The sequence below is a fragment of the Chryseobacterium sp. FR054 genome (assembly GCF_056844565.1).
Window position 1 is genome coordinate 530,254 of sequence record NZ_JBXDSA010000003.1, and the last position, 26,616, is coordinate 556,869.

The 26,616-nt window shown below is 38.9% G+C and carries 24 protein-coding genes; 12 read left to right on the forward strand and 12 right to left on the reverse strand.

Annotation, left to right across the window (positions count from 1 at the left end; genetic code table 11):
- Positions 1-29: 29 nt before the first annotated feature.
- Genes AC106S_RS15330 through AC106S_RS15350 form a run of 5 tightly spaced genes read right to left on the reverse strand, consistent with a single transcriptional unit; the run spans position 30 to position 5,691 of the window.
- Positions 30-824, reverse strand: a complete 795-nt coding sequence (locus AC106S_RS15330; protein ID WP_482440335.1) for a hypothetical protein — start codon at positions 822-824, stop codon at positions 30-32.
- 1 nt (position 825) lies between these two features.
- Positions 826-1,863: a hypothetical protein gene (locus AC106S_RS15335; RefSeq protein WP_482440336.1), complete on the reverse strand. Its 1,038-nt coding sequence runs from the start codon at positions 1,861-1,863 to the stop codon at positions 826-828.
- A gap of 4 nt (positions 1,864-1,867) precedes the next feature.
- Positions 1,868-4,150, reverse strand: a complete 2,283-nt coding sequence (locus tag AC106S_RS15340; protein WP_482440337.1) for a CHAP domain-containing protein — start codon at positions 4,148-4,150, stop codon at positions 1,868-1,870.
- A 10-nt stretch (positions 4,151-4,160) separates the two neighbouring features.
- A complete protein-coding gene (locus AC106S_RS15345; RefSeq protein WP_482440339.1) occupies positions 4,161-4,667 on the reverse strand; it encodes a DUF4280 domain-containing protein in 507 nt (168 codons plus the stop codon).
- Positions 4,660-5,691, reverse strand: a complete 1,032-nt coding sequence (locus tag AC106S_RS15350; RefSeq protein WP_482440340.1) for a LysM peptidoglycan-binding domain-containing protein — start codon at positions 5,689-5,691, stop codon at positions 4,660-4,662. Before AC106S_RS15350 ends, AC106S_RS15345 begins: the two co-directional genes overlap by 8 nt.
- A gap of 1,020 nt (positions 5,692-6,711) precedes the next feature.
- Here AC106S_RS15350 and AC106S_RS15355 point away from each other — a divergent pair.
- Together AC106S_RS15355 and AC106S_RS15360 are read left to right on the forward strand one after the other, a co-directional pair.
- Positions 6,712-8,247: a YifB family Mg chelatase-like AAA ATPase gene (locus tag AC106S_RS15355; protein WP_482440342.1), complete on the forward strand. Its 1,536-nt coding sequence runs from the start codon at positions 6,712-6,714 to the stop codon at positions 8,245-8,247.
- Positions 8,248-8,390: 143 nt separating this feature from the next.
- Positions 8,391-8,591 carry a bacteriocin-like protein gene (locus AC106S_RS15360; protein ID WP_482440343.1) on the forward strand — a complete coding sequence of 67 codons (201 nt, stop codon included), beginning with the start codon at positions 8,391-8,393 and terminating at the stop codon, positions 8,589-8,591.
- A 52-nt stretch (positions 8,592-8,643) separates the two neighbouring features.
- On the opposite strand, the gene AC106S_RS15365 is transcribed toward AC106S_RS15360, so the two are convergent.
- Both AC106S_RS15365 and AC106S_RS15370 read right to left on the reverse strand, forming a co-directional pair.
- The gene (locus tag AC106S_RS15365) at positions 8,644-9,120 is read right to left on the reverse strand and encodes a YdeI/OmpD-associated family protein (RefSeq protein ID WP_482440345.1); all 477 of its coding nucleotides are present in this window, start codon (positions 9,118-9,120) and stop codon (positions 8,644-8,646) included.
- 72 nt (positions 9,121-9,192) lie between these two features.
- A complete protein-coding gene (locus AC106S_RS15370; RefSeq protein WP_482440346.1) occupies positions 9,193-11,403 on the reverse strand; it encodes a S46 family peptidase in 2,211 nt (736 codons plus the stop codon).
- 86 nt (positions 11,404-11,489) lie between these two features.
- Here AC106S_RS15370 and AC106S_RS15375 point away from each other — a divergent pair, with 86 nt between their 5' ends.
- A complete protein-coding gene (locus AC106S_RS15375) occupies positions 11,490-11,924 on the forward strand; it encodes an META domain-containing protein (protein WP_482440347.1) in 435 nt (144 codons plus the stop codon).
- A gap of 108 nt (positions 11,925-12,032) precedes the next feature.
- Here the strand turns inward: AC106S_RS15375 and AC106S_RS15380 are convergent, their stop codons facing one another.
- The 4 genes from AC106S_RS15380 to AC106S_RS15395 form a co-directional block, all read right to left on the reverse strand.
- Entirely contained in the window at positions 12,033-12,455 is a 423-nt protein-coding gene (locus tag AC106S_RS15380) for a hypothetical protein (protein ID WP_482440348.1), read from the reverse strand.
- Positions 12,456-12,464: 9 nt separating this feature from the next.
- Positions 12,465-15,011 carry a beta strand repeat-containing protein gene (locus tag AC106S_RS15385; RefSeq protein ID WP_482440349.1) on the reverse strand — a complete coding sequence of 849 codons (2,547 nt, stop codon included), beginning with the start codon at positions 15,009-15,011 and terminating at the stop codon, positions 12,465-12,467.
- Between the two features lie 5 nt (positions 15,012-15,016).
- Positions 15,017-15,499, reverse strand: a complete 483-nt coding sequence (locus AC106S_RS15390; RefSeq protein WP_482440350.1) for a T9SS type A sorting domain-containing protein — start codon at positions 15,497-15,499, stop codon at positions 15,017-15,019.
- A gap of 157 nt (positions 15,500-15,656) precedes the next feature.
- Positions 15,657-16,364, reverse strand: coding sequence for a LytR/AlgR family response regulator transcription factor (locus AC106S_RS15395; protein ID WP_482440351.1), 708 nt, complete (start codon positions 16,362-16,364; stop codon positions 15,657-15,659).
- A 206-nt stretch (positions 16,365-16,570) separates the two neighbouring features.
- Between AC106S_RS15395 and hflX the strand changes: the two genes are divergently transcribed.
- From hflX to AC106S_RS15440, 9 genes are all read left to right on the forward strand, one after another.
- Positions 16,571-17,794 (forward strand): GTPase HflX, encoded by a 1,224-nt coding sequence (hflX, locus tag AC106S_RS15400; RefSeq protein ID WP_482440352.1) that lies wholly within the window; start codon positions 16,571-16,573, stop codon positions 17,792-17,794.
- Positions 17,794-18,423, forward strand: coding sequence for a DUF4919 domain-containing protein (locus tag AC106S_RS15405; RefSeq protein WP_482440353.1), 630 nt, complete (start codon positions 17,794-17,796; stop codon positions 18,421-18,423). The genes hflX and AC106S_RS15405 overlap by 1 nt, the downstream gene beginning before the upstream one ends.
- A 25-nt stretch (positions 18,424-18,448) precedes the next feature.
- Positions 18,449-19,732 (forward strand): cation:proton antiporter, encoded by a 1,284-nt coding sequence (locus tag AC106S_RS15410; protein WP_482440354.1) that lies wholly within the window; start codon positions 18,449-18,451, stop codon positions 19,730-19,732.
- Positions 19,733-19,773: 41 nt separating this feature from the next.
- Positions 19,774-20,496 carry a DNA alkylation repair protein gene (locus AC106S_RS15415; RefSeq protein WP_482440355.1) on the forward strand — a complete coding sequence of 241 codons (723 nt, stop codon included), beginning with the start codon at positions 19,774-19,776 and terminating at the stop codon, positions 20,494-20,496.
- A gap of 90 nt (positions 20,497-20,586) precedes the next feature.
- A complete protein-coding gene (locus AC106S_RS15420) occupies positions 20,587-21,255 on the forward strand; it encodes a hypothetical protein (RefSeq protein WP_482440356.1) in 669 nt (222 codons plus the stop codon).
- 17 nt (positions 21,256-21,272) lie between these two features.
- Entirely contained in the window at positions 21,273-23,282 is a 2,010-nt protein-coding gene (locus AC106S_RS15425) for a hypothetical protein (RefSeq protein WP_482440357.1), read from the forward strand.
- Positions 23,283-24,521 carry a hypothetical protein gene (locus tag AC106S_RS15430; RefSeq protein WP_482440358.1) on the forward strand — a complete coding sequence of 413 codons (1,239 nt, stop codon included), beginning with the start codon at positions 23,283-23,285 and terminating at the stop codon, positions 24,519-24,521.
- A 32-nt stretch (positions 24,522-24,553) separates the two neighbouring features.
- Positions 24,554-24,889: a DUF6122 family protein gene (locus AC106S_RS15435; RefSeq protein WP_482440614.1), complete on the forward strand. Its 336-nt coding sequence runs from the start codon at positions 24,554-24,556 to the stop codon at positions 24,887-24,889.
- A 66-nt stretch (positions 24,890-24,955) separates the two neighbouring features.
- Complete coding sequence (locus AC106S_RS15440) at positions 24,956-26,026, forward strand: calcium:cation antiporter (RefSeq protein WP_482440359.1); 1,071 nt, start codon at positions 24,956-24,958, stop codon at positions 26,024-26,026.
- Positions 26,027-26,090: 64 nt separating this feature from the next.
- Here AC106S_RS15440 and AC106S_RS15445 read toward each other — a convergent pair whose 3' ends face one another.
- The gene (locus AC106S_RS15445) at positions 26,091-26,471 is read right to left on the reverse strand and encodes a group III truncated hemoglobin (RefSeq protein WP_482440360.1); all 381 of its coding nucleotides are present in this window, start codon (positions 26,469-26,471) and stop codon (positions 26,091-26,093) included.
- Between the last annotated feature and the right edge of the window lie 145 nt (positions 26,472-26,616).

Here is a 26,616-nt window from a genome sequence, read left to right on the forward strand (position 1 = left end):
CTGTTTCTGTTTTCCGGTTTATTGCTCTTTTATATTTCGGTTTCAATATATGATGTTGAAAACTGGCCTAATAATTTGTTTTTAAAATAGCTTTCTTTAATAAAAATATCCGGCAGTATTTCATGTAATGAATATAAATATTGTATTAAAGCTGTGCTTTTCTCTTTTTTATTTTCTTTATCATATTTTTCAAGCAACTGTTCAGTCAGAAATGCAATTAGTGTATATTTATTTTTATCATCCGAATATATCCTGTCCCAAAAATTAAAAAGAGTTTCTATCACATCAAGAAAATACAGTTCCATATTATTGCAATGTTTAACCATATAAGAAATAACATTGAATTTAACTGGAGCTCTTTCTTTATTGTTATAAAAAAATAAATGTTGTAAATAGTCCGTTTCCCAATTTTCATAATCAATTCCCCTTAATGCCAGATTATTCAGTATTGCATTTTTTTCGTAATCAAAATAGAAGTACATATCAGTCACTTTATCCTTTTCATTTAAAATATTGGCAATTGCACCGGGATCGTCCTGAAAAATAATTTTATTATAGTTTACGAACTGGAAAGTGTACTCATTTTTTTGCCCTTCATCCATGATAAAATCTTTAATATAATAAGGCTCAAAAGGATAAGTGTTTATAAACCTATTCTTTGTATCAATACTATATCCTTTTTGATTCGGGAGGATGATTAAACTTTCATCATTGTTTTTAATCCCGAAACAGGTATAAAGCTTTTCAGCAAAATCCTTTCCGGTTATTTCTTTAAGACCATTTTTTATTAATACCGATTTTAAAACCGGGGAAATATCTTCCATGCTAATTTGTGGTGTTTAAATCGAATTTGTAAAACAGATAAGGAGATTTACTTTTAGCTCTTGCAGAATTTACAAGATTTTCTGCGTTTTTGATATCATCTGAGGTTCCATAGAATGCATTATCCTTTCTGGTAAGTATTAAAATTAATTTCTGCTCTTTTCCTGAAATACTTTTCGGAGGAGAGGTATCATCTTCATTTTTCTCATATAATTTGATCGTATTTTCTGAAATATTAAAATCACAATCATAATTTATTGAATATCCACCTGGAGATTCAGTTGGAAATTCACTTTCCATTCTGTCATCATTACTGAATGTAATTTTTTCCGGACTTATTTTTAATTCGTACCATCCTATTTTTTCTTTTATTTTCTGATAATCAGTTAGTTTGTTGTTGTCGGAATTAAGATAAATTCCTGTCCAATCTTTAAGAGATGCTGTATGGGACAAATCAGCGGAAACATTTATATTAAATTTAGAAATGATACGTTCTCTCCATTCACGGGCTTTTGCTTCGTCATTTTCTTCACGCACAGAAAACGTATCGGCTACAATCCATTTGTTATTCTCTGAAATATATTGATATAAAAATATTTTTCTGGGAATCCTGGGCGTATAGGGTGCGTCCATATGGGGAGTGTGCTTCAGATATTCCTTTGGGGTCTGAAATACCCATATATTGAAATCTTTACTAAGGGTTTTAAATGTTTGTTTATTTAAATTTTTCTCAATAACCTGATCTGCATCCTGACTGTTTATTTTGTGTACCTGCTCTGAATACCATTTTTTTGCACCTGTTTTTGGAACTAAAATGAATGTGGTTTCTCCATTCTGATATTTAAAATCAAAATTTCTGTAAATTCCATCATATTGTGTTGAAGTAATGCCCTCCAGATCATCTACCGGATAATTGATGAAATCAGGTTGAGAGCCGGAAACAGTTGTTATGGCATTGGAAGTGCCTCCGTTTTTATTATTGTTTTTCTGACAACTTATTAATTGAAATAATAAAAAAAGGATTAAAATATTTATTTTCATATAATTATAATTTTTTAGTGTAGTTTTTGGGTCTGAAGTAACCTTTCCAGCCTCCGTGCCCCCATAAGGCGCCTTTTAATCTTTTGTATTTTGCAGTTCTTGAGCAGCCGGTACCCGCATAGCCTCCGTTTTTTACCTGATCTTTCTCACTTACTGCTCCAACATTGCCTATTGCTTCTAAAATAACCACCACATCATTGGCGGAATCATAGGAATATACTATCCCGGTATGCCCTGCATCACTTCTCCTCCAAACAAAAATATCTCCTCGCTGAGGGGAAAAGTCTTTTCCGTCACTGCCTATCACTAAATCTATATTGTTATTTCCTATAACTTGTCTAAAGGCTTTTTCACTGACCATGTTATCTGTTGTCATATATTTTATGGAAGATGTAATTCCTAATTCATGCAGGTATCTGCTTACAAACTCCGAACAGTCCATTTTTGAAAGACCTTCTGCGGAATCATCTGTTCTTAAATGATCGGTTTCCTGTTTATAGGTATGATGCTGATCGGCAATTTTCTTCATTTTATTCAATACACCCTCCTCGTCTGACGTAATAGCTTCATCAACAGGGTTTAACTTTTTACATTCCTTTACGCGAAAAATAGATTTCATAGAATCCTTCTCTTTTATAGTATGCGACGGTTCAGTTGTCTTGTCATCTTCATACCAAACTCCGCCTAAAAGATGAGCAATCCTCTTGGTTTTTGATTTTGTTTTACTGTTAATTATTTTAATTACATTCAGGCAGGCTTCTTCTGTAACTCCTGATTTTGCAGGAATATACATTTTATGCAAATCCCAATCTCCCAATCCGGATAATAATGCTTCTGTGGCAGTAAACTTATCGTTATATTTTCTGCCTTCTTTAATATTCAGGATCTTCTCATTTAACGTTTTATTTACATGAGCTTCAATATCCGCATAATTATTTCTTCCTGTAATCTGAAGCATTCCTCTTCCCCGGAATCTCCAGCCTTCATTGTTTTCTTCACTTAAATCCTGATTATTTGCCGGAGCCTTGTTACCCAGGCTCTTCGCTTTGGGATTTAGCCCGTATACAAAGTTGGCGATTTTTATTTGTCTGTCTATGGAAAGAGCTCCTTCGTCTTTTTTTCTTCCCAGATCGTCTGCCATTTTAATTCCGTTTTTATTTCCAAACATATATGAAGCAGAAACATTCAGAAAACCGGTTGTTTTTAAGGCACTTATCTTATAATCCATGCTTTCACCGTTTATGGCAGGAACTAAAGAGTTTCCGCTTTCCTGCTTTGCCTGTGCAAAGAAATGAGCTTTAAGTGTACATGTATTAACATTAAATTTTTCACAGTATTCATTAAATGACTTGACGATTTCTGTGATTAATGTTGTATTGGTTACCGATGGAAATACGGCTTTTAATTCGTCCTCTGTAAGTTTTTTACACCTTGGGCAAACATCATCTTCAGTATTTTTTTGAGAATTTTGATTAACACTTGTTGCGGTTAATCCATCTTTAGCTGCGGATACTACATTTTCTATACCATTGGCTACCACTTCAGCCGCTTTTCCAATTAATCCGATTAATCCGTCAGAAGAATTGCCGGTTTTAGGATTTGGGGGACTTGTTTTGCTTACCTCTACACCTTCTTTATTATTTACTTTTTTATTGTTGAAAACAGCTGTGACAAAAAATTTTTTAGTTGAAGAACCTGCCCTGAAGAAATCCATTATTGTATTTTGTGATGCATATTCCATCATATTAAATTGCACACTCGCGATTCCGTTTTTATCAACTCTGGAGTATTTAGGGTTTTTGTATTTATCAGATTCCGGTGCCCCTTCTTCCCATAGATAAAATGTAAGTTGTCTTCCAACCAGATTGGAAGTCCTGGCTTCTGCCGTAAGATTTTCATTAAAGTTTGCTTTATTTACATTTTCTTTTCCTTTATTAAGCAAAATTACCCTGCCAATTGCAGGCTCTTTTGAAGATATGGGAGTAACGATAAGTTGGGCAACCTTTTTTGTTTCTTTTTGTTTTAAGAAATTGATGACTTCATTATGGACCATAATTTTGTATGGAATACCGATCACTTTTTCCCCGAAAGTATATGGAACCTTTTTTCCATACTTTACATTGTTGGCTACCTGTACCCATTGATTATCCGTCTGTTTAAATAAAGTCCAGACATACTTTTCTTTTTCTGTAAACAGGGGGGTGCCGAAATCCGGTATAAAATCTGAAAGCTCATAAAAATTCTTTTCTTCTGCTTTGGGCGCGATATTTCCTTTTATTGTTTTCATAATTTATAAATTATTCTACTTCAAATAAATCCGGACCATTGATTTCTTCCTTTAACTCCTCAAAATTCACAATGGGATTGTAAATATGTTGCTCTTCAGGTTTTGCTTTTGCCATATTGCTTTTCTCAACTTCAGACTGCTGGCCATGTTTTAAAATCGTAATTTTTCCTCCCATAGTACACATCAGTTCTGAAATCTCCGTCACACAGCTCTTACCCAGTATTCCTACTTTTTTGTACGTTTTTTGCCATTTACCAACGGGCGCATAAGTGCAGGGGAGATAGCCTCCTGTTGTCGGTTTCAATTTACAGTTTCCAAAAGGCATTGCCGATGGATCAAAAGTTAAATCGTCTTCCGTAACTGCGAGAAAGTCGGGGTGTCCGTCTTTATCATTCCAATAATGTTTCTGATGAGAGGTTACCTTAAATTTCGGAAATTTGAATCCCTGGTTGCATTGGCAGATTCCTTTCTGGATTACGAAATACTTGCCATCATGGAGTGAAGTGTTTTCAGACATTTTGCCGGTGTTTTATTTTTATACTATGCAAAAGATATTTTTCATCTTCAAAATGTATTTGAAGAACTGCTTCAATTGACTTCATCTGTTTCTGAAGTTTTGAGGTTTCATATCGCAATTCTATTTCAGCATCTATGGATTCTGTCTTTTCAATATTTTCCGTTCTACGCCCCATTAATAAATCTCTTAATGAAACAAAATCATCTGTTTTTCCTGAGAAAGTGGTAAAAATATTTTCTGAGTCCGAGTGATCCTGCTGAGGTGAAAAATGAAAGTTTATAGGAAAAGAATTCGGTAAAAGTATCCATTTCATTTTCCATGAGTCTTCTTTCCAAAACCATATTAAATCAGGAAACATCACCTGTATAAAAAGGGTAGAGCAGAGTCGGCTTAGTAGTAGTTCTTTATTTTGAACTACTTTCCGCATCTTATCAAGATAAATCCGGGTAACTTCCCCGACATAAAAATCTTCTAAATTACGTCTTTCTTTCTCAAATTTTTTTAATAATTCAGCATGCTGTTTAATTTCCTGGATCTGGCCGTTCTCTGTCACTAAAAAAGAAATAGGAAATAATATATCCATGCTTTCAATTGCCAGAGAGTCCATTTTAGAATCCGGTTTTTCTCTATTGAAGTTCATGTTTTTCCTGTGCCAGGAAATGATATGCCGTCCGTTTTCATTGTTTTTGAAAATAAAATCTGCTTCATAGCTAAACAACTGGACCGGTTCATCAATTTTTTCAATGGTTTCCTCAACATGATATGAATTAAATAGAAAAAAAGGAGAAAAAATTTTATAAGGCCTGGACCTGTTTTTCTCCTCTGCAGCTTCGGCCGGGCTTTTATAATTTGCCGGAATAATAAGTGTCTTTATTCCTAAAAGATTATCAAACCAAAGCTTTTCAGTGTTTAAACAGTGTTGGTTATGAAAAGTCTTTATCTCTTCGGCAGGAATATTAAAAAGAATAGATACTGATGATAAAGTATCCCCATTTTTAACCTGATATGTCAGAAAGTCTTCCATAAAATTCAACATTGTATGATATATTAAAAGTAATGATTTTTAATTCAGAATTTTTATTCTAATGTTAAATCTCAGAATTTGTAGTAATTCTACGATTTTGTAATACCTACCGGATTTTGAACTCAGATTGTAATATAAAGTTTAACTGTGGAGAGCCCGGCTAAACATTTTACTGTTTTTTGTTATTGGTGAAATTTTGTGAAAATTATTTCCTTTTGTGGAGAAATGATTTTAACTTCAAAAACCTAAATAAAGATCTTGTAAAAATATATTCAGAGGTGAGTTCTTTTTTCGTTCAACCCGCGATATCATTTTTATATTTTTATTTTGACAGAACGGAAAAAAATTGCTATATTTATTTCACAAACAGTTGATTAAGCCCTGGCGGTCTTCTGAATTTTAATCAGGATTTTTAAATATAATTAAATTGCCCATTCTTGCATTCTGGAATGACTTCATATAAATCGATTACAGAGCGACAGAGAGGAACTTCATTTAAAAAGTAAAAACAATTTACATAACCAAATAAAATTTATCAATCATGAAAAAATTAAAAACATTCAAATCAGGTACACCTGAAGTACTTACAAGATCACAGTTAAAAAACATACTGGGAGGAGGCAGTTGCTGCTGGCATACAGCAGAGTGGGATATATACCAATGTGGCCTCAGTATGTCCGATGCCCAATTTCTGGCCACTGGAGGCCTTAAGTGGTGTTGTAGCAGTTGCTCAAAATCATTTTCTGACTCCTTGACAAAGCCTGACTAAGTTTTGCGGCAGGCAATTGGAAATTATCTCAATAACTAACTTTATAATTCAAACTTCAGCAAATTTGCTGGAGTTTTTTCTTGGATAAAGATGACCCCCGAGAAGTATTTGCACTTATGTCGGCACCCGGGAAAAACCAGTCCGTTTTTATTGAAATTTTTCCAGTCATCCTTTATTTCATAGAATATTATCCACATAACCTCCTGGTTTTCAAAATAACATATTCATTATTTTTACTTTAAAAACACACCATGCTGATCAAAATATATGGAAGTGCGATTCATGGAGTTGCCGCACAGACGATTACCATTGAAGTAAATGTTGATACCGGAGGCGTTGGCTACCATTTGGTAGGCCTTCCGGATAACGCAATAAAAGAAAGCAGTTACAGGATTTCCGCGGCCCTTAAAAATGTGGGCTATAAAATTCCGGGAAAGAAAATTACCATTAATATGGCACCGGCAGACCTACGTAAAGAAGGCTCCTCTTATGATCTCAGTATTGCGGTTGGGATTCTGGCGGCTTCAGACCAGATTCTGGCGGAAAATATCCATGATTATATCATTATGGGAGAACTTTCTCTTGACGGCAGCCTGCAGCCCATTAAAGGAGTACTTCCTATTGCTGTTCAGGCAAAGGAAGAAGGATTTAAAGGGATCATCCTGCCGATACAGAATACCCGGGAAGCAGCAATTGTAGACGGCCTTGAAGTATACGGAGCAGAAAATATAAAGGAAGTTATTGATTTTTTCAACGAAGGACAGCTGCTTAATAAAATTACACTGGATGTAGAAAAAGAGTTTCAGGAGAAAATAGCTCATTTCCCTTTTGATTTTTCTGAAGTTAAAGGACAGGAAACTGCTAAAAGAGCTATGGAAGTCGCGGCAGCCGGTGGGCATAATATCATTCTGATAGGACCTCCCGGAAGTGGAAAAACCATGCTGGCCAAGAGGGTTCCGAGTATTCTGCCCCCCCTTACGCTCAAAGAAGCATTGGAAACCACCAAAATACATTCAGTTGCCGGAAAGATGGGGGCAGAGACCTCTCTGATGACAGTGCGTCCTTTCAGATCCCCCCATCATACTATTTCGGACGTTGCTTTGGTAGGCGGAGGAAGCTATCCCCAGCCCGGAGAGATTTCACTTGCCCATAACGGGGTTTTGTTTCTTGATGAGATGCCGGAATTTAAAAGAACCGTTCTGGAAGTAATGCGTCAGCCTCTTGAAGACCGTGAAGTAACCATATCCAGAGCCCGGTTTACAGTAAATTATCCTGCAAGCTTCATGCTGGTTGCTTCCATGAATCCAAGTCCCAGCGGCTTTTTTCCTGATGATCCCAACAACACTTCCTCAGTGCTCGAAATGCAGCGTTACATGAACCGGCTTTCAGGACCTCTTTTGGATAGGATTGATATTCATATCGAAGTACAGAAAGTTGAATTTGAACAGCTTTCAGAAAAAAGGAAAGGAGAAAAAAGTGAAGTGATCCGGGAGCGGGTACTGAAAGCAAGATCTGCTCAAAACATGAGGTACAGGGATTTGAATATCAGCTATAATGCACAGATGGGTCCCAAAGAACTTGAAATGTTCTGTATCCTGGATGAAACCTCACTTCATCTGATCAAACTGGCGATGGATAAACTTAATCTTTCCGCAAGAGCATATGACCGCATTCTGAAAGTGGCCAGAACTATTGCAGATCTGGAAGAAGAAGAACATATACTTTCCGGTCATATTTCGGAAGCGATACAGTACAGAAGCCTGGACAGGGAATTCTGGAATGCTTAATGGTTTGTTTTGATTTTTTTATTGTAACAGGTTAAATTTCAATGATAAAGTATGGGTTTTATTGAAATTATTTCTATATTTAGAGAATTAAAGCGTTACCCGAAAAGCTGACAGAGTAGGGACCATAAAAAAATTAATTCAATATGAAAAATCTGAAAAAATTAACAAGAGAGAGCATGAAAACGGTACAGGGTGGTTTTGCATGCTATTGCGGAACAAAGTATATGGGAGAATACTCGTCCATTACAGCATGTGCCAATGACTGTGGGGTAAGTACAGGTCCTTCAACGCCGACTACACCTACTAATCCTACTACACCTTCAACTCCGGTACTGACAAAATAATTCAGAAATATTTCCTTTTCAGACTGCCCCGGACCTTGTGTTCAGGGCAGTTTTATTTTCCCTTCTTTCCCTCCAGAAGCATCTGGATCATCTTCGTTTTCCTGCTTTCTCTGGTTTCCGGTTTCCGGGCTTCTTCAATCCAGCGGATATATTCTTTTTTGTGGGTATAACTCATGGCATCGAACAGTTTTTTTGCATCAGGATTTTCATTGAAAACAGAGGCAATATCTTCGGAGATCTCTACGGTTCTTTCTTCTTTATCTTCAGCAAGGGAAACTGCTACCTCATCTCCAAACGTTTTTCCGAGCTGTTTCCTGATTTCCCGTGGCAATCCAAGAATATGACGGTCAGACTTCATTCTGACCAGGCTTCCACGGTATTCAACAACATGATCGAATACAGCTCTTATTTTTATCTGCCCTTTCTTACCAAACACTTCTTCGGCAGAAAAAGGAAACTCTATAAATGCAGCATTCAATTCCCCGTTTTGCAGGATCACTGCCTTAAACTCTGTTGCTTTTGTTTCCATGTTCATGTATTTAAATCAAAAATAAAAAAACCGTGAAAATAATTTCCACGGTTTAAAATAGATCAGAATAGATTATCTTTTCTTTTTTTCTTTCTTCGGCATCTGAGTAGTTCCTGAATTTTTAGTCTTGGTATCAGGAGGTGTATTTTCTCCTCTTACCAGCTTTAATTCGTCGATCAGTCTTCTTGCACCTGCATATTTATCAATTGTCCAAAGAACGAAACGTACGTCAACGTTAATTGTTTTCTGCCATTCCGGTTCAAATACGATGTCTCCGCTTAATGCTTCACTGTTTCCGTCGAATGCGATACCGATAAGGTTTCCGTCTCCGTCAATTACCGGAGAACCGGAGTTTCCTCCTGTAATGTCATTGTTGGAAAGGAAGTTTACAGGCATATAACCAGCAGCATCAGCATACTGTCCGAAATCTTTAAGGTTGTAAAGGTCAATCACTCTTTGAGGAAGATCAAACTCCTCATCACCTTTTTTGTATTTTCCTACAAGACCGGCCATATCCGTATAATAGTTATCGGTAACTCCGAAATAGTTTCTGTCTTCTCTGATAGGCAGTTTATCTACCGTTCCGTAAGTTAATCTCATGGTAGAGTTAGCATCCGGATAGAATTTTTTCTCAGGCATAGCCTTCATCAGACCTGCTAAGAAAAGACGGTTGTTTTTAGCAAAATTATCATCTACCTGCACATAGCTGTCCGCCACGGCTTTTTGATCCGTTACAATTCCTTTCGCCATTTTCCAAAGCGGATCGGAATCAAGTTTCAATGCATCCGGATTTAACAAGAAATTCGTTGCAGATGTTTTGTTGGCAAAAATTGATGAATAAGCTACATTAGACAGGTTTTTAGCATCTAACCCCAGGATGGTGGCAGAAGCTACATCTTTATTGGTTACTCTTGTCTGGTAAAGCGTAGTCATTGCAACCAGCATTTCTCCTTCCAGTGCCGGATTGAAGTTTTCATATGCTGCTTTGATGGCTGCTTCTGTTTTGGCTTTCATAGCAATTCTTCCCTGCATATCCTGAGCCGCATAGGTCTTAAGAACAGATCCTAACTGAAGGGCAAGGCTGATATATTTTGCATTTCTGGTAAACTGCGACGCATAGTTTCTTTCAACATTTCTGTCTGAAACCTGCTTGTAATAAGTGCTGATATCTTCTAAAACACCGTCATACATATCATTTCCTGCCATCATAGACCATGTTCTGTATGTATTTTCGATCTTTTGTTTGTCAGAGATTGTTCCGTTTTTTTCTACCGCATCAATAGTTCCCTGTCTGTTTTTCCAGTAGTTGGCTACGGAAGCATACTGAGAAGCATAGTTAAGCTGGGTTGCCTTATCTTTATCCATATACTTCTTCATAACATCCATTGCCATTTTAGAAGCTTCTACCCAGGCCGGATAATCTTTGTTTACCATCTGCTGAATTCCGTAAGAAGTCAGATAACGGTTGGTTCTTCCAGGATATCCTAAGATCATGGAAAAATCACCAGGCTTGATTCCTTTAAGGGAAACCGGCAGAAAATGCTTAGGTTTTAAAGGTGTGTTGCTTGGAGAATATTCAGCAGGGTTTCCTGCAGCATCAGCATATACTCTGAAAACCGTGAAATCAGCAGTATGTCTCGGCCATTCCCAGTTGTCTGTATCTCCTCCGAATTTACCCAGTGAAGAAGGTGGAGCTCCTACTAACCTGATGTCTTTATAATCCTGGTATACGAAATAATAAAATTCATTTCCGTTGAAGAAATCTCTTACGACAACAGTATATTTTCCGTTTTCAGAGTTTTCAGACTGGATGGCTTTTGTTTCAGCATCAATAACAGCTTTTCTCTCGGCACCCGTCATATTGTTGTTAAGCTTGGAAGTGATTCTTTGAGTAGCATCATCCATTCTTACTAAAAATCTTACATAAAGATCTTTTGCATTGAATTCATCTTTCTGCTTCATAGCCCAGAAACCATTCTTCAGATAGTCTTTTTCCGGAGTGGAAGCTGCCGCTACGGCCCCGTAACCACAGTGGTGGTTGGTGAAAATAAGCCCCTTGTCAGAAACAATTTCACCGGTACAGAAACCTCCGAAACTTACAATTGCATCTTTTAAACTGGAATTGTTCACAGAATAGATTTCATCAGGTGTCAGATGCAAACCTTCCTTTTGCATATCGACCCCGTTAAGTCTTTTGATGAGCATTAACAGCCACATCCCCTCATCCGCCCTCATCTGAGCAAAGCTCAGCAGGAAGGTGAACAGTAGAAATAGTCTTTTCATTTTATAATATAATTTTTGTGTCGCTAATTTACTAATTTTTACGATATTCTGTCCCGGATTGGTATGAAAATGGAATGATACCCCACATGAAAAAGATACTATTATCACTTTTTGCCGTTTTGCTCTTAGGAGTTGTCATCAATTGTTCATCAGTGCCAGAAAAAAATCCGAACCTCCAGAGGCAGTGGATGCTGATTTCTTTTGATAAATTTTCAAAGGATGAATTGATGAAAAATAAGGCAGAAGTGAACCTTACGGCAGAGATGAAAAACGGAAAAATTCAGGGTGGGGCCCATATGGGATGCAACAATATGTTTTTCACTTCCGAATTTAAAAACGGAGGTAAAGTAAAGATCTCCGGAGTGGGAAGCACCATGAAAGCCTGCCAGAATATGGATCTGGAAACTGCTTTTATCCGTAAATTTGACAAAATGACGAAATACTCCATAGAAGGGCATTTCCTTACCTTATCTGATGAGAACGGAAATTCGATGAAGTTTGTAGCAGCAGATTGGGACTAGAAAAAGAAAACCGGAAGAAAGAATACTTCAGGTTTACATTTAAAGTTGAAAAACAATTTTCAGAAATAGAAAAGTCCGCAGCACGCGGACTTTTTTTTAATCTGGTCATCAGTTTTTGGGAATAGTCTTTTTGATCTCCTCTAAAGTGGCTGTATTAGGTAAGCCAATCTGGTTCCGGGAATTTTTGGGCTTCACAGTATTCGTTTGGGAGGTCTTTCTGTTAGGAATTGTTCTTTTTATTTCATCAAGGCTGGCGGTATTGGGAAGCATTGTTCCTGATCCGCCGGATATCGCTTTAGGTTTTTGATCCTGTTTTTTTACATCCAGCCCCTGTTCTGAGGCAAGTATTGTTTGTGGAGTTTTCTTTTCGGCGTTGCTCTGTGTCTCTTTCATCATTTTGGATTCCAATTCTTTAACCTGCTTTAAAGCCTGGGTCTGGTCTTCTGTTTGAGCCTGGGAAACCTGTTTGTTTTCCTGGGCGTAAATACTGGTACCCAGCAGAAGAAATAGAGTGATATATGTTGATTTCATGATAATTTATTATTTGATGTTAACTAATACCTGAATTTTTCCGGATTCATTCTGATTGTAATCCTGAAGAGCTTTACCGATCACCTGTCCGATTCTTACTTTTTCAGGATCTGCTTTCATCGCAGTTCCGGGTTCTGATGAAGTTACCAGCAGGTCTCCTCTTTTTATGGCACCGCCTTCCATACATACTTTGGTGGGAATTACCCCGATGACCCCCATGGGAACTTTACCGGAAAGATCGGAATCGATCTGTTCTTCTGCAAGAAGTACCCCTGGTTTGGTAGCATATACTCCGGCTACAAGATCAGAGTAGGGTTTTGATGACTTTTCTACGGTACGGTCTGTATTGGTTGAAATGACCAGGATATCTCCCATTTCATATTCGGAAACAGAACCTTCTACATCAAAAGCTTCAGCAACGTCTGCTCCGTTGGTTTGGGTACCTCCGTTAAAAAATCCCCGGCCTGCCTTATTGATTCTGGCCATATTGGCACCCGCACTCTGGAAGATCGCAAGGTTTCCTGAAGCTCCCGTATGATTAATCAACATTCCCGAACCAGTGCCTGTCGTAGTAATATGTACTACCGGCTGGCCGTTATTGTTATTGTAATTGGCAAATCTTCCTGCTTTACCGGTTCCGAAATTGGGAATAAAGCCTGAAACAGCATTACCGTTTCCGTCACATGAAGCTTCAATACCGTCCCCGTTTCCTCCCGCATTGGCAGTGACGGCATTTCCGTTACCTTCTGTTAAAGCAAGCACAGAAGGACCATTTCCTCCCGCATTACTGGCATAGAATAGCCCCGCATATCCACCGGTTCCTGAAGAAACGCCATAAATCCCGGCAGTACCGAAATTGGCGAAAATTGAATTGACCTCACCTTTTACAGCCGCTGATGTCCCCGTTGTACGGTCTACTTTGAAATTTCCTGCCGTTCCGTTCCCAACGGTGGTTACCGTAATTACGTCACTTTCATTATCCTGATTGAAAATATTGAATTTTCCCGCTCTTCCTGTTGCAAAGGAAGGTACCCAGGCGTACAGGGCATTTCCTGCACCGTCAATATTGGTTTCTACACCGTTTCCGTCTTTACTGGCATTGGCAGTGATGGCATTTCCGTTCCCGTCATTAATAGATACCAGTGAAGCTCCGTTCCCGGCAGGATTGGAAGCATGAAATAATCCGGCAAATCCTCCCGTTCCTGAAGAAACCCCGAAAATACCGGCAGCTCCAAAATTTCCGAATATGGTTTTTACCTCGCCTCTTACCGCAGCTGCAACACTGTTGTTGTTATCCACAAGGAATGACGCCGCGTTGCCCAGTGTATTGTCCGGAATATTACCATTTCCGTTAGTCTGCACCTCAAAAGTATTCTGCAGGTTGGTCTGGTTAAAATTTTCAAATCTTCCGGCACGTCCGGTACTGTTATTCAGTCCTACCTGTCCGTAAACCCCGATTCCGGTTCCTGCTGTACTGGTAGCCACAAATCCCCGGACTCCATATCCCCCTCCGTCATTACGTCCTACAACAGCTCCTGCAATATCACTGGTGGTTCTTCCCACGACCGCTTCTCCCGCACCATTGTTGTCTCCCACAACCCCGGCAGAGGTTTGGGCACTGGTCATCCCATGAATACTGAATCCTCCGGCTGTTGAGCTTCTGACCCCGGCTCCGGATCCTGTGGTTGATACATTTACCACCGTTCCGTTTCCTACACTGGAGGCATTAAGTACATTATTGGCATTGGCATTATTTAAAATAGAAATAGTCGCAGGAATTCCGCTGTTGCTGGTAGCTGTGAGTCCTGTTCCCGTATTGCTGTTGGCATATACCCCGGTTCCGTTGGCTGTGGAATTTCCATAAACACCCAATCCGTTGGGAGTGGTACCGTAAACACCCCAGCCGCTTCCGTTCTGGCTTCCCCATACCCCGATTCCCAATCCTCCGGTACCGTTATTGATACCGCGGACTGCAGAAGAAAAACCACCGGGAGCTGTGCTGTTGACAATTCCTCTTACTGCGGAAATACTTGAAGTGGTAGTATTGTTAATTCCTTCCAGTGAAGTTCCGTCTCCGTCATTGGTTAGCGAAAACAGAGTTGCAGCATTATTTACCGTATTGGCATAGGGAATAGTAAAAGTGCCGCCTCCACCTCCTGCAGATTTTGCATACATGGCATAAGGTACACTCAGCAGCTGGCTGGTTCCGGTGATGGTATAATTGGTGCCTCCGGCAGGATCCGTTTCTGTTTTAAGATAATAACTTCCTGACGGCCAGTTGATCGTTGAAAATACTCCTGAAAGAACCGTTCCTGTTCCTACCTCAAGGCTGATAAGACCGTTAACGTTGGTGTTTCCGGTAAGTCTTTCCGAATAAACCAGTGTTCCGGCAGGCGATCCTTCCAGCACACTTACTTTTACGGCAACAGCCTGATTGCTCAGAAGCTGGCCGGAGCCGTTTCTCATGACGGCCTGATAGCTCATCTTTTCAGGAGCCTGTGCAAGACCCATAAAAAGGCCCAGTACGATCCCAAATGAAAGTAATATTTTTTTCATGGTAATTATTTTTTGATGATTTTAAATGTTTTAAGATGTTCCCGGTTACGGCTGATCCGGATAATATATACCGCGGATGGAAGAGAGGAAAGGTTAAGCTCGGATTTTATCCGGCTGATCATATCTTTTCTGATCAGTTTTCCCTGAGCGTCAAATAGCTGATATTCTGCGTTTTTATAGTCTTCAGTGGTGAAATCAATATAAAGATAATCACTGAATGGATTGGGGTAGAGCAGGATGCCCTCTGGTTGTGCTGAAATTTCGCCGGCAGAGAGCGTTGTTATCTCATAGGCCTGCTGTACTCCTTCTGTGATCTGGGCGCTGGGACCTTTGTAAAGATAAACGGCCTGCCCGATACTGTAAGAAGCCGAACCTCCTCCGCCTGATGCATTGGTTCCTGTGGCCGGAACTGCCGACTGGGCACTTAAAAGGCTGACGGAAAGACTAAACAGGATGAGAAAGAAGCAGTGAATAGATGTTCTTTTCATATCGAATAATTTTGTGGTTATTAATAGATTACCCCTTTTTGTGAATTTGGGATTACTAAATTACCACATATCGAAAAGGGATATGGAGAAAATAGACTAACGGCAAAAAAAATCGACCAATGCCATTTTAGAGCAAAAATGTTGGTATTCAGGTGATTTACAGGTCAAAGAATGATAGGTTTTCTCTGTAAGTCCTGCCGATAGGAAGCTTTATGTTATAAATCAGCTCTACTTCATGGCAGTTTTTTCCACGGATGAGATGTCGTGGAATGGCATAGCTCCTGTGTATCCTGATGAATGAAGAAAAGGTGTTTTTGAGAAGAAGACTGCCCAATGAGTCCAGGATACAGTGTTTTTTGTCGTGGGTAATAATCCGGGTATAGTCTTTTAAAGCTTCCAGATATAAGATATCCACTATTCTGATCTGGGATATATTTCCGTTTTCTTTTATTTTGATGCAGTTTTCTCCAAGCATAGCATCAAAACATCTGCATTTTTCCTTTGTTTCAAAAAAATCAAAAACCTTCTGTATGGCATTGTGAAAGCGCTCTGTTTTCAGAGGTTTGATAAGAAAGTCTAAAGTATTGAGTTCAAAAGCGGTAACTGCTGATTCAGGATGGGAGCTGATGAAAATACAGGCCGGGATTTTAATGGCTAATTTCCTGAATTCCAGTCCGCTCATTCCATTCATGGCAGTTTCGGAGATCAGAAGATCTATGGGGAATTCAAGGTATGGTACCGCCTTTTCTGCCGAGTCAAAAGAAGCTATAATCTCTATGTTTTCGTATTGCCTGATATGATGCTGAAGAACCAATCTGTCCAGTTCATCATGATCAATGATCATACATCTGATATGGGGAGTCATGAGCTGCAGGATGTTAGTTTTTACATAAAAGCTGAATTTAAATGTTTTAAAATCAGAAAATTGCAATATAAAGTTAATATTTTTTCATAAAACATGAATATTGCAAACTTAAATTAACATTAAAAATGTGAATAATTTAAAATTGATTTTGTTTTTTTTCCTGAAAAATGGTAACTTGTGAAAATCACAAACATAGATAGAATTTAATGCTAGAAAAGAAAGAACATAATTATGAAAAGGCGGTCTTGGTGGGTTTGGTTACCAGAGACCAGGATGAGGATAAATTAAAGGAATACATGGATGAGCTGGAATTCCTTGCCTATACGGCAGGAGCAACAGTGGAAAAAAGATTCACCCAGAAATTAACACAACCGGACTCCAAAACGTTTGTAGGGAGTGGAAAAGCTCTGGAAATTAAAGATTATGTAAAAGAACATGAAATAGGAACGGTGATCTTTGATGATGAACTTTCTCCTTCACAGCTTAAAAACCTGGAACGGGAAATGGAAGTCAAAATACTGGACCGAACCAATCTTATTCTTGATATTTTTGCCCAGAGAGCCCAGACATCCTATGCAAGAACCCAGGTGGAACTGGCACAGTATGAATACCTGCTTCCGAGACTGACAAGAATGTGGACCCACCTTGAAAGACAGAGAGGGGGAATCGGGATGAGAGGACCGGGGGAAACCGAAATTGAAACTGACCGCCGTATCATCCGCGACAGGATCTCCCTGCTGAAAGATAAGCTGAAGACCATTGATAAGCAGATGGCAACGCAGCGTAATAACAGAGGAAAAATGGTGCGTGCCGCCCTGGTAGGATATACCAACGTGGGGAAATCTACACTCATGAATGCCCTTTCAAAATCAGAAGTATTCGCTGAAAACAAATTATTTGCAACGCTGGATACCACGGTAAGAAAAGTAGTGATCGGGAACCTTCCGTTTCTTCTTACAGATACGGTAGGATTTATCAGAAAGCTTCCTACACAGCTGGTGGAATCCTTTAAATCTACTCTGGATGAGGTAAGAGAATCCGATCTGCTGATTCATGTGGTGGATATTTCACATGAAAGCTTTGAAGATCATATTGCTTCGGTAAACCAGATTCTTCAGGAAATTGATGCACACAGAAAACCTATGATCATGGTTTTCAATAAAATTGATGACTTCAGCTATGAGAAAAAAGAAGACGATGATTTAACGCCGTCTACCCGGAAAAATATCTCACTGGAAGAATGGAAGAAAACATGGATGGCCAAATCCAAATATCCGACTGTTTTCATTTCTGCGCTCACGAAAGAAAATTTCCCGGAAATGAAGAAAATGATCTACGATGAGGTGATGAAGATCCATATTTCCAGATTTCCTTACAATGATTTTCTTTTCGAATATTTCGACAACGACGAAGAAGATAACAACGATTAATGAAATACCAATTTTTCCTTTTATTCCTTCTGTTTTCGGTTTTTGGGTTCAGCCAGAAATCAAAAATCGATTTAAAAAGTATCGAAAAAAACCTCAAAAACCCGGAATCTCCTTACAATTACGAGAAGCTTATTTTTAAGTACAAAGGTTTTCCTAAATCTCTGGACAGTATTGAGGGACAGTATCTTTACTATGGAAGAAATTTCAGAACGGATAAAATTCAGACCACTGATGACCGTTTTAAAAGTCTGGCGGAAGCCTTTAAACAGAATCATTTTGCAGACTGCATCAGGCTGGGTAAAGATCTGTATGATAAGGATCCTACCAATCTGGATGTAATTCTTATCCTGCTCCGTACCTATGATTCCCTGAAAGATGGCAATAACTTTGTTCACCACCTGACTCAGCTTCGGGCGCTGACTAACGGGATTAAAAATTCAGGAGACGGAAAATCTGAAAAAACAGCTTATCTGGTCAATTCCGTAGGTGATGAATACATCCTGCTGAACATCCTGAATATCGGGAAAGATTATACCCGGAGCTCAAAACCAACTAAAGACGGAATGTTTGATATCTGGGAAAAAGACGGAGACAAACTATACATCAAAATACTTTATTTAGACTTTTAAGTTTTAATTTTTTAAAAAACACTTAGTGGAGTTATATTATTCATTCTCAGCATTAATTGTATTAGCATCAATATTTGCCTACCTGAATTACAGGTTCCTGAAACTTCCGAGTACCATCGGAATTATGGTGATTGCCATTGTGGTTTCCATTTTTCTGGTGATGTTCGGAGAAACGGTACTTCCGAGAACATTCGGGCACCTGAACAAATTGATGAACAGCATCGATTTTACGGAAGTCCTGATGGGTGCCATGCTTAATTTCCTTCTCTTTGCAGGAGGAATTCACATTAATATCAATGATCTCAAAGAGCAGTTCCGCCCGGTGCTGATCTTTTCCACAGTCGGGGTTGTGATCTCCACTTTTGTCGTGGGATTTGGAATGTTCTACCTTTTGCCTTTCGTGGGAATCAAGCTGCCTTTTATCTACTGTCTGGTGTTTGGAGCGCTTATTTCTCCTACCGATCCGGTGGCTGTTCTGAGTGTTCTGAAGCAGGCAAATGTTTCAAAATCACTGGAAACCAAAGTTGCGGGAGAATCTCTTTTCAATGACGGTATGGCTGTTGTGGTATTTACCGTGGTTATGCAGCTCGCAATCGGAAAAGAAGTGGATCTGGGGGTGGAAAGTATCGGATTATTACTGATGAAAGAAGCCGGCGGAGGAATCCTGCTCGGCGTTCTTCTGGGATGGGTAACTTCCAGGCTGATGCGTGAAGTGGACGATTATATTATCTCGGTTCTGGTAACCCTTTCTGTGGTGATGGGTGGCTATCTTATCGCCAGACAGATGCATATTTCCGGCCCTTTGACGATGGTTGCCGCAGGTTTATTCATGGGGAACTTCAATGTAAGGTTTAAAATGAAATCCGTTACCCAGGACTATCTGATCAAATTCTGGGAACTGATTGATGAGATTCTGAATGCGGTTTTATTCCTCTTTATCGGTTTTGAACTTCTGATGATCAAAGATCTGAAACATTTTATGCTTCCTGGCCTTCTTGCCATTGTAGTTGTTTTACTGGCCCGGTTTATTTCGATCTGGGGCCCGACGAAATTCATGTCTTTAAGAACAAGATTTAGCCCGCAAACCGTAAAAGTTCTTGTTTGGGGTGGAATCCGCGGAGGGGTTTCCATTGCATTGGCGATGTCTGTCCCGAAAAGTGAATACAGCGAAATTATTTTAAGTATTACTTATTGTGTAGTCGTCTTTTCTATTATTGTTCAGGGGCTTACCATTGCTAAAGTGGCCAATCCCAAGCAGATTGCAAAAGAAGAAGAGGAGCAGGAAAATATTGTTTTGGAAGAACATTAATCATATGGTTTATTCTCTTCATCAAAAAGGCAGTTTTAAAAATGGCGGATACTATTATTAAAGAAATTAAGGAAGCACTGGCCGTACTTTCCATTCCTGAAAAAGCAGAATTCTTTCCCCGGTTTTTCAAAACGGGAAAAGGAGAATATGGAGAAGGGGATCTGTTTCTTGGAGTAAAAGTTCCGGATCAGAGATCGGTAGCTAAAGAGTATTATGATAAAATAAGCCTTGAAGAAATGAGTATACTGCTTTCATCGGAATATCATGAACATAGGCTGACCGCTCTTTTTATGCTGATTTCTAAGTTTGAGAAAACAAAAGATCATAGGAAAAGAGAAGAAATCATCACATTTTACCTGAACCACCTTCCTCATATCAATAACTGGGATCTGGTGGATTCAAGCTGTTATAAAATACTGGGGCGGTATGCCTTTGAAAATCAGAAAGAAAACCTGTTGAGGGATCTTTCGGATTCTGATGAAATGTGGCATAAAAGAATAGCGGTTGTAGGAACAATGCATTACATTAAAAAAGGTTCGTATGAGCTGACCAAAGAGTTCGTTACCAAAAACCTGAAGCATCCACATGATCTTATGCATAAAGCAAATGGCTGGCTGCTGAGGGAAATGGGGAATAAAAATGAACAGGAGCTGATCTCTTACCTCGGTCAATACTATAAAGAAATGCCCAGAACCTGCCTGAGATATGCCATAGAAAAGCTGGATGAAGATCTGAGACAGGATTATCTGAAAGGAAGAGTGTAAAAGCGCCTTTATCGGGTTACAAAAACCCATGAAATCCGGTATTTTAAACCGATAAAAAATTAAGTAGTTTTGTACTTTAAAAACCCAGTTATGAAGAATACAGTCAGGCTGTTTCTGCTTTGCTTTCCTTTGATGCTGCTCACCAGCTGTTTTGATATTGTAGACAAAGCCAGTGTAAAAGCAGACGGAACGGGAGAATACACCATCATTGTGAATGCCAGCAAGAGTAAGACAAGGCTGGCCTCCATTTCTAAAATGGAAACCATCAATGGAAAAAAAGTACCGAAAAGAGCTGAAATTGAAAATAAAATAAGCGAAGCGGCCAGGATTTTCAAAGCCACCCCGGGAATCAGTAATGTGAAAACAACAATGGACTTTGATAACTACATCATTAAGCTAAGCTGTAATTTTAAAAAGATTGAAAACATCAATGCCGGCCTGGAGCAGCTGAAATCAAAAAATATCCTGGGAAAGATGATTCCTACCCAGATCTACGGGCAAAGTGCTGATAAAAAATCGTTTACCAGAAATAAAGTCAATACATTTAAAGCAGATTACGACAAAATGAGCAAAGCAGATAAAGAAGTATTCAACAATGCTAAATACACTTCCGTCCTGCAGTTCGAAAATACCATAAAATCACAATCCAACAGTTCTTACCAGCTTTCTCCGAATAAGAAGGCCGTAAAGCTGGAAGCAGATGTTTTAGACCTGATCCTTCAGAAAAAACAGATGCAGAACACCATTATTTTCCAATAAAAAAGTACTTTTCAGCCATGAAATCTATTCTATTAAAAACACAGACGATCACCTTTTTACTTTTCGGTTTTGTGCTTGCTTTTGCACAGAACAGGATGAAACTTCCCAAAGAAGCCATATTTTATATGGAAATCAACGGAAAACAGCTTAATAATAAAATCAACTGGGAAAAGTTTAATCCTTTACTTCAGGAAATCACCAAAAGCAGTAAAGAAAAAGCCTCATGGAATGATTATTCCAAAACGGGGATCAAATATGATGAAGCTCAGTATCACTATGCCTGCTTCAATGATTCTGTAAAGACTTATACCGCCCATTTCATATTGGATAATACGGATAAATTCAGGGAATTCGTCAATTCTGTAAAGAAAAAAGGGCAGGAAGTTTCCCGAAAAAATAACTATTCCTATGTTGACCTGGATGATGATGTATTTGTTGCCTGGAATGATAAGCGTGCAGTACTGAGTCTTGTAAGCTATACCAGACCTTATAAGGATTTATGGACAGAAGAAGCGGTGACAGACAGCGCTGCCATTGCAGTGGATTCAGCAGCAGCGGTAGACAGTGCCTACGCCGTAGAACCGGAACGTCCTTTTAACTATAAAGAAGAAATAAAAGATCTGAAAGAGCAGATCAAATACCTTAAAGAAAGCATCAAAGAAAATAATGCTGAAATTGCGAGAATACAGAAGGATATCAAATATCTGGAAAAGCATCACCAATATCCGGAAGAGAAAAAAGAGCCTGAACTGGAAGAAGAAGGAATGACTGAAGAAGAGGAATATTCTATTGCGAAAGCAGATTCAGCCTATCAGAAAGAACAGGATTCCATCAGAAGAGAGGACTTCAAGGTTGTGAAAAAACTGGCAGAAGACTCATTCGACAGGTATTTTAGTTCAAATTTAGAAATTGAAGTGCCGAAGGATAAACTCAATTTCCGCGATCCCAATTCCGATGTCTTTATCTACACAGATTACGGGAGAATGGTGAATGAAGGTTTTTATGGCAGGATGATGAAAGGATTTAATTTCAGCCAGTTCCTGGGAAAGGCATATAATTCAGATTCTGCCTATAACCTGTATTTCGATAAGGATAAAGTAAAACTCGTCAACAATTATCAGCATAAAAATTCCGATGTTCAGAAAAGTGTTTCGGAAGTTTATAAAGGAAAGAAAAACAGGAAGCTGGCAGCGCTTATTAATGATAAAAGCTTAGGATATTATGTGATGAATGTCAACGGAAGAAAATCTTTCGATATGATGTATGAGCTGCTTAAAGATACCGGAGAAGGTGAATATCAGAAAGAGATGGAGCTGGTGATGGAAACCATGAAAATCATTCTGGATGAAGAAGCGATCAGTAAAATAGCCCCCGGAAACGGAATTTTCGTTCTGAACGAACTGAAGCCGAAAACAGTAGATTATACAGATTACGAATATGACGAAGATTATAATGAAAAAGAGGTAAAGAAAACCAAAGAAATAATGGTTCCTGATTTTACATTTGCATTTGCTACGGAAAATGAAGGCTACTGGAACCGTGTTTTCAATTTACTGGTAACCAATAAACACCTGGCAAAGAAATTTACCAGAACAGGAGATTTTTATGCTTTTAAAGATGAAAAAGGAGGTGGTTATTTTGACCATATGTTCTTTACCGTAAAAGACGGCATCGTTTATCTTACTTCTTTTAAAGACAATATCAATCCTAAAAACCAGTCGGAAACCTCTAAAAAATGGGCAAAGGATTCTTCTAAATATCCGCTTTCAGGAAGACTTGATCTTCAGAGGGTGTTAATAGGTCTTGAAAGAGAATTCAAGAGCCCTTCGGAAAGAAAAACACTGGATCTGATCAGAAAGAATGTAGGAGAGGTTTATTATAAAACAGAGGTGAAGAATAACAGCATCGAGACAGAAGTGGATTACAACATCAAAAACTCTTCTGAGAACAGCCTGATGTATTTCTTTGATCTTTTTGATGAGATCTATAAAATAAAAGAAGCTGATAAAAAGCCACCGATCCTGTAAATGAAGAAAAAAAAACTGATTGCCTGGCTGATGCTGCCGGTGGCCGCCATTATCTATTTTGTCTTTTTCCATAAAGACAGGACCTTAAAGTTTGTTCCGGAAAGTGCAGATGCAGTGGTTTTGATTGATGTAAAGAAACTGGCGGGACAGTACATTTTCAGTCTTACAACCCATCCGTCGATGTGGTTCAGGGATTCAAAAGAAACAGAAGAACATATTGCTTTTAAAGATTCGGGGATTCGTGTTCCCGATTTTTTACAGGCGTTCCACCTTAAAAATACTAAATTTACGGAGTGGTACACTGCATTTGAGCTCAAAGATCAGCCTAAATTCCTGGCCTATTTGAAACAGCAGAAATTTGCAGACAGGGGAAACAATCTGTATCAGAAAGATCAGATTTTCATTAAAATAGTGAAAGATTACTGTATTTTCGGGACTTCTGACCGGGCTTTTAAAAATACCGATGCAGCGTTTTTCAAGGCTTCAAAAGGAAAAGAACTTAGTGCGGAACAGCTCATCAGCGGAACATTGGGAAGCTTTTCTTTTATTTCAGGACAGAAGATCCGTAATTTTTCCATTGAACTCAGGGATGATGAAATTGAAGTAAGAAATGCCGGAGGATCGGCTGATTTTACATCTGCTGTTGCCCGGCTTCAGAAGACGAATCACTTTTTGGAAGCGGAACTTGATGCCGGGAATATCAGGAATCTGAGCCGTTTTTTTGATAAAAGCATCAGCGATTCGGCGGGAATCACCCGGATGAATGCCGTTGCAGATCTGGAACAGGTGAATGATACCATCATTACCTATGGTTATGATGACAATTTTAATGAGGTAGAGCAGAAAAGCTATCAGAAAATCGTTCAGCCAAAGTATGCGATTGATCTTCAGACTTCGGATCCGGAAAAAACGTGGATGTATTTTCAGAATAAAAAATGGATCAATACACAGAATCAGTTTACGGTTATTCCGTTTCAGCCCAATACCGTCTCTAAAGGCCAGAAAGAGATTATGATAAGATCTTCCGCCCGCCGGGAACCCTTTTCTCCCGCCTTGAAGGAAAATTATATTATGCTGAGAAACACTAGCTTGCTGTATTCTTCCTTAAAGAGTATAACGGACCATGAAAAGAAAATGATCTCAGATATAGAGTATATTTTTTATGGAAACAGGGCGCAGGATTATTACATTAAAATAAAAGCAGGAAAAGGAGAGCTGCCTCTCATTCTGAGGAGATAAACTGATAATTAAAAAACGATTTGTAGATGACGATGCTTTCTGAAATTATATGGATAAAACAAATCACCCATTACTTCTTGCACCTGGTGTTCCCGGTGTTTATTGCGTTGATCTTTTTCCGTGAAAACTGGAAAAAAGCATATCTTATTATGCTGGCTACCATGCTTGTAGATCTGGATCATCTTTTTGCCAATCCGGTATTCGATCCGTCCAGGAACAGTATTGGGTTTCATTTTCTGCATTCATACTATGCTATTGCTGTTTATTTTTTAATGCTGTTTTTTAAAGGAAATATCAGAATTGTGGCTGTTGGTCTTTTATTCCATATGCTGACAGATTTTCAGGACTTTAATCTGTGGGGGCATTAAAATATCATTAATATTATCTTCAGATATTTCAAAATTCATATAGTTTTTGTATTTTGTAATCACTTTATGAAATTAAAAGAATTTTTACATTACACGTATATTTTCCCCGTTCTGGCAGTAGTTTACTATTTTTCCGGATTGATGGGAGGAGGAGTTATTTATGATGTTATTGCAGGGATTCTGCTTACAGGAAGTGTCCTGTCGGCCGTGCATCATGCCGAAGTGGTCGCTCATAAAGTAGGAGAGCCGTTCGGAACTATTATTCTTGCACTCTGTATCACTATTATTGAAGTTGCCTTAATTATTTCGCTTATGGTGGCCGGTGGAGATCAGGCGATCACGCTGGCAAGGGATACGGTTTTTGCGGCTGTAATGCTTATTCTGAACGGAATTCTTGGAATCTGTATTCTTGTGGGAGGTGTAAAGTATCATGAACAGTTCTTTGCAAGGACTTCTGCAACTACCTACCTGGTGAGCATCGTCTCTATTCTGATCCTTACGCTTGTTCTCCCTAATTTTACCTCAAGTGTGAACGGCCCTTTCTATAACGAAGCCCAGCTTGTTTTTGTATCTATTGCCTGTCTGGTGATCTATGGAGTATTCCTGATGGTACAGACGGTAAGACACAGAAGCTATTTTATTGTTCCTGACGAGCATCCGGAAGAGCATTATATTCCGACATTTACAAAAACGCTGATCAGTTTCGGTTTTCTGGTAGTCTGCCTGGCAATCGTTGTGATGATGGCCAAAGGACTTTCCGGAACCATTGAGGACATGGTACAGAGCATAGGAGCTCCGAAATCTCTTGTAGGTGTGATCATTGCTGCTGTTGTGCTTCTTCCTGAAGGGGTTGCGGCCATCCGTGCTGCGAGAAGCAACCAGATACAGTCCAGCCTGAACCTGGCATTGGGATCTGCCCTGGCAAGTATCGGGCTGACGATTCCTGCGGTTTCCACAGTCTGTATTCTCTACGATATTCCTTTAGTGCTGGGACTGGATAAAAAAGATATTATCCTGCTTTCCCTGTCTGTATTTATCGTGATGCTTTCATTAAGTCGCGGAAAAACCAATATTCTTTACGGAACAGTACTTCTGGTGAATCTGGCAGCCTATATCTTTACAGTAATTGTTCCTTAAAAACAGATGATAAAGTCACGGTTTTTCAATCTTGAGTCACGGGATTATTCCATTCCGGATTTTGTTAAAGCCTTCTGGCAAGCTCCATTTTGAAAGCCATCAGTTTGGCTATATTTTCGGATTTGTAAATGGCCATATCGGCATTTTCTCCGGCAAAATTTTCTTCAATGGTCTGCCTCCAGAGTTCCAGCCACCGGTCGAAATGTTTCTGTTCCATAGCCTGGATTTCGTTGATAGGGAAGTGTACACCCATCGGATTTCCTTTGTACGACATCTGCCCGAACAGGATCGATTCCCAGAATGAATACATTTTAGGAAGGTGCTTGTCCCAGTCTACTTTGGCAATATCGTTGAAGAAAAACCCAATAGTCTCATCTTTAACGACTTTGGCGTAAAATGAATTGACAAGATGCTCAATATCTTCGCGGGATTCCAGTTTTTTCATATATCAAATATACAGTAATTTCAACGGAAAAATTCAATCATCAACTTGATAAATTTCATAGTCGAAAAGCGACTTATTATCAAAAAAAAACGGACTAAAGTTCTTAAAAAATACACTTACTGAAGCAAGGTTACTCTATTGGCTT

What these genes read in the sequence shown, in the direction of transcription:
- AC106S_RS15330 (WP_482440335.1), bottom strand. Translation starts at nt 824, where the DNA reads ATGGAAGATATTTCCCCGGTTTTAAAATCGGTATTAATAAAAAATGGT.
- AC106S_RS15335 (WP_482440336.1), bottom strand. Translation starts at nt 1,863, where the DNA reads ATGAAAATAAATATTTTAATCCTTTTTTTATTATTTCAATTAATAAGT.
- AC106S_RS15340 (WP_482440337.1), bottom strand. Translation starts at nt 4,150, where the DNA reads ATGAAAACAATAAAAGGAAATATCGCGCCCAAAGCAGAAGAAAAGAAT.
- AC106S_RS15345 (WP_482440339.1), bottom strand. Translation starts at nt 4,667, where the DNA reads ATGTCTGAAAACACTTCACTCCATGATGGCAAGTATTTCGTAATCCAG.
- AC106S_RS15350 (WP_482440340.1), bottom strand. Translation starts at nt 5,691, where the DNA reads ATGGAAGACTTTCTGACATATCAGGTTAAAAATGGGGATACTTTATCA.
- AC106S_RS15355 (WP_482440342.1), top strand. Translation starts at nt 6,712, where the DNA reads ATGCTGATCAAAATATATGGAAGTGCGATTCATGGAGTTGCCGCACAG.
- AC106S_RS15360 (WP_482440343.1), top strand. Translation starts at nt 8,391, where the DNA reads ATGAAAAATCTGAAAAAATTAACAAGAGAGAGCATGAAAACGGTACAG.
- AC106S_RS15365 (WP_482440345.1), bottom strand. Translation starts at nt 9,120, where the DNA reads ATGGAAACAAAAGCAACAGAGTTTAAGGCAGTGATCCTGCAAAACGGG.
- AC106S_RS15370 (WP_482440346.1), bottom strand. Translation starts at nt 11,403, where the DNA reads ATGAAAAGACTATTTCTACTGTTCACCTTCCTGCTGAGCTTTGCTCAG.
- AC106S_RS15375 (WP_482440347.1), top strand. Translation starts at nt 11,490, where the DNA reads ATGAAAAAGATACTATTATCACTTTTTGCCGTTTTGCTCTTAGGAGTT.
- AC106S_RS15380 (WP_482440348.1), bottom strand. Translation starts at nt 12,455, where the DNA reads ATGAAATCAACATATATCACTCTATTTCTTCTGCTGGGTACCAGTATT.
- AC106S_RS15385 (WP_482440349.1), bottom strand. Translation starts at nt 15,011, where the DNA reads ATGAAAAAAATATTACTTTCATTTGGGATCGTACTGGGCCTTTTTATG.
- AC106S_RS15390 (WP_482440350.1), bottom strand. Translation starts at nt 15,499, where the DNA reads ATGAAAAGAACATCTATTCACTGCTTCTTTCTCATCCTGTTTAGTCTT.
- AC106S_RS15395 (WP_482440351.1), bottom strand. Translation starts at nt 16,364, where the DNA reads ATGACTCCCCATATCAGATGTATGATCATTGATCATGATGAACTGGAC.
- hflX (WP_482440352.1), top strand. Translation starts at nt 16,571, where the DNA reads ATGCTAGAAAAGAAAGAACATAATTATGAAAAGGCGGTCTTGGTGGGT.
- AC106S_RS15405 (WP_482440353.1), top strand. Translation starts at nt 17,794, where the DNA reads ATGAAATACCAATTTTTCCTTTTATTCCTTCTGTTTTCGGTTTTTGGG.
- AC106S_RS15415 (WP_482440355.1), top strand. Translation starts at nt 19,774, where the DNA reads ATGGCGGATACTATTATTAAAGAAATTAAGGAAGCACTGGCCGTACTT.
- AC106S_RS15420 (WP_482440356.1), top strand. Translation starts at nt 20,587, where the DNA reads ATGAAGAATACAGTCAGGCTGTTTCTGCTTTGCTTTCCTTTGATGCTG.
- AC106S_RS15425 (WP_482440357.1), top strand. Translation starts at nt 21,273, where the DNA reads ATGAAATCTATTCTATTAAAAACACAGACGATCACCTTTTTACTTTTC.
- AC106S_RS15430 (WP_482440358.1), top strand. Translation starts at nt 23,283, where the DNA reads ATGAAGAAAAAAAAACTGATTGCCTGGCTGATGCTGCCGGTGGCCGCC.
- AC106S_RS15435 (WP_482440614.1), top strand. Translation starts at nt 24,554, where the DNA reads ATGCTTTCTGAAATTATATGGATAAAACAAATCACCCATTACTTCTTG.
- AC106S_RS15440 (WP_482440359.1), top strand. Translation starts at nt 24,956, where the DNA reads ATGAAATTAAAAGAATTTTTACATTACACGTATATTTTCCCCGTTCTG.
- AC106S_RS15445 (WP_482440360.1), bottom strand. Translation starts at nt 26,471, where the DNA reads ATGAAAAAACTGGAATCCCGCGAAGATATTGAGCATCTTGTCAATTCA.